The sequence below is a fragment of the Caulobacter sp. D5 genome (genome assembly GCF_003185805.1).
Classification (GTDB): Bacteria; Pseudomonadota; Alphaproteobacteria; order Caulobacterales; family Caulobacteraceae; genus Caulobacter.
This window is the reverse complement of record NZ_QHJY01000311.1, coordinates 1-2783: the sequence shown is the minus strand read 5'-3', so window position 1 is coordinate 2783 and position 2783 is coordinate 1. Positions and strand designations below refer to the sequence as shown.

Genomic DNA, 2783 nt, shown 5'->3' with positions numbered 1-2783 from the left:
CGCGGGCGTCGCCGGCCTGGGCCTGTCGGCGGCCGCCAGTGCGGCGACCGTCGCCGACGAGGCCGTGGCCACCGCCGCGCCGGACAACGGCGACACCACCGAAGTCTCCGGCGTCCAGGTCGACAGCAAGAAGGCCCAGGCCGCTTCGCCGAAGATTACCGCGCCGCTGCGCGATACGCCAAAGTCGATCACCGTCATCCCGCGCGACCTCATCGACCAGACCGGTTCGGTCAGCCTGGTCGAGGCGCTGCGCACCGTGCCCGGCATCACCTTCGGCGCGGGCGAGGGCGGCAACCCGGTCGGCGACCGTCCGTTCCTGCGCGGCTACGACGCCCAGTCAGCCACCTATGTCGACGGCCTGCGCGACATCGGCTCCCAGTCGCGTGAAGTGTTCAACGTCGAGAACGTCGAGGTCGTGAAGGGCGCGACCGGCAGCTACGGCGGCCGCGGCGGCGCCGGCGGCGGCGTCTTCATCAATAACAAGGCCCCGACCCTGAAGGACTCGATCGGCGGGCAGGTCGCGGTCGGCACCGCCGACTACAAGCGCGCCACCTTCGACGTGAACCACGTGGTCGCCGAAGGCGTGGCCGTGCGCCTGAACCTGATGGCCCACGACGCCGGCGTCGATGGCCGCGACGAGGTCCACTACAGCCGCTGGGGCGTGGCGCCGTCGATCGCCTTCGGCCTGGATACCGATACCCGTATCGTCGTCAGCTACTATCACATGCAGAGCGACGACATCCCCGACAGCGGGATCCCGTACAACAACCCGACCTTCGTGGCCCGCACCGACGGCCGCGCGCGCGTCTACCAGACCGGCGACGGCCAGCCGCTGCTCGCCGACCGCAGCGCCTGGTACGGCGTCAAGGGCCGCGACTTCCGCCGCGAGCGGGTGGACATGGGCACGGTCCGCTTCGAGCACGACTTCGGCGACAACCTGCACCTGCGCAACACCACCCGCTACGCTGAGACGGGCCAGGACTACATCTGGACCCAGCCCGACGACAGCAAGGGCAACATCTATTACGGCCTGGTCTGGCGCCGTCCCAACAGCCGCGTCAGCGAGGTCACCACCCTGACCAACCAGACCGACTTCTACGGCAAGTTCCAGACCGGCTCGATCCAGCACAACTTCGCCACGGGCCTGGAGCTGTCGCGCGAGGAAGGCGAGAACGACAGCTACAACGTCTATTACAACGGCGCCCTGGCCTCGACGTTCAGCAGCTGCTCGGCCGCGGCCATCGCCGCCTATGTCTGCACGACGCTGGCCAACCCCAACACCAGCGACCCGTTCACCGGCACGATCTCGCGGGTCAACAACCCCAACAACTCGCGCACGGTCACCAAGTCGATCTACGGCTTCGACACCATCGAGTTCGACGAGCACTGGCAGGTGAACCTGGGCCTGCGCTACGACAGCTACGACGCCCGCTACGTCAGCGCCCGGGCGACGACCACGCCGTTCGCCCGCTCGACCTACGAGCGCAAGGACGACCTGCTGAACTACCAGGCCGCCGTGGTCTACAAGCCGACGACGGCCGGCGCGATCTACCTGTCGTACGCCACCGCCTCGACCCCGGCCGGCAACGCCCTGAACCAGGGCAGCGACGGCAACGCCCTGTCGAGCACGGTCAACGCCAACCTCAGCCCGGAAGAAAACGCCACCCTCGAGGCCGGCGCCAAGTGGGACGTGTTCGGCGGCAAGCTCAGCCTGACCGGTGCGGCGTTCGAGGTGAAGACCACCAACGCCCGCATCACCCAGACCGACGGCACCGTGGCCATGGCCGGCGAGAAGCGCGTCCGTGGCTACGAGCTGGGCGCGTCCGGCTCGATCACCGACAAGTGGGACGTCTTCGGCGGCTACACCTATCTCGACGCCATCCTGGTCAAGAACGGCGGTTCGGGCGCGGCGGCGGGCCTGACCGACGGCATGCAGTTCCCCAACACGCCCAAGCACAGCTTCGCGGTGCAGACGACGTACGAGGTTCTGCCGAAGCTGAAGGTCGGCCTGGGCGCCAACTACCAGGCCAAGGTCATGGGCAATGCCAGCGCCACCACGCCCAAGTGGGTGCCCGACTATTGGCGGTTCGACGCCAACGCCACCTACACCATCAACCAGAACCTCTCGGCCCGGCTCAACATCCAGAACCTGACCGACGAGGTCTACTACACCCAGGCCTACGCCTCGCACTACGCGACCATCGCGCCGGGGCGCTCGGCCGTCCTGTCGCTGAACGCCAAGTTCTAGGCGCGGCGACATCCCTGAACCGGCCGCGTCCGCCTTTCGGCGGGCGCGGCCTTTCGCTTTGGTGAGGGTCCATGGACACCGCCTCGGAAAACGTCTCCCCGGACGACATCGCCGCCGCCGTCGCCGAGGTCCTTTCAGGGCCGCCGGAGACCGCGCGGGCCTGGCTGGCGCAGCAGGCCGCCGCCGGCGTGGCCGAGGCTCAGGCCTTGCTGGCCCAGATGCTGCTCGACGGCGCCGGCGGTCCCGCCGATCCGGCCGGCGCTCTGGCGCTGTTCCTGCGCGCCGCCGGGGCGGGACATCCGATGGCGCTGAACATGGTCGGCCGCTGCTACGAGAACGGCTGGGGCGTGGCGGCCAATCTCGCCGTCGCGGCGCAGTGGTATCTCCAGGCCGCCGAGGCAGGTTCCGACTGGGGCATGTACAACTTCGCCACCCGGCTGATGCTGGGCGAGGGCGTGGAGGCCGATCGCAAGGCCGCCCTGGCCTGGTTTCAGAGGGCGGCCGAGTTGGGCCACGTCAAGTCGATCAACGTGGT

The 2783-nt window shown here is 68.9% G+C and carries 2 protein-coding genes; both read left to right on the top strand.

Translation table 11 applies throughout. The features are described from left to right. Positions 1-2248 (top strand): TonB-dependent siderophore receptor (locus DMC18_RS19160; protein WP_110133208.1); only part of this gene is annotated, 2248 nt, incomplete at its 5' end. A gap of 71 nt (positions 2249-2319) precedes the next feature. After that, positions 2320-2783: tetratricopeptide repeat protein (locus tag DMC18_RS19155; protein WP_146218134.1), on the top strand; the 464-nt coding region annotated here is incomplete at its 3' end.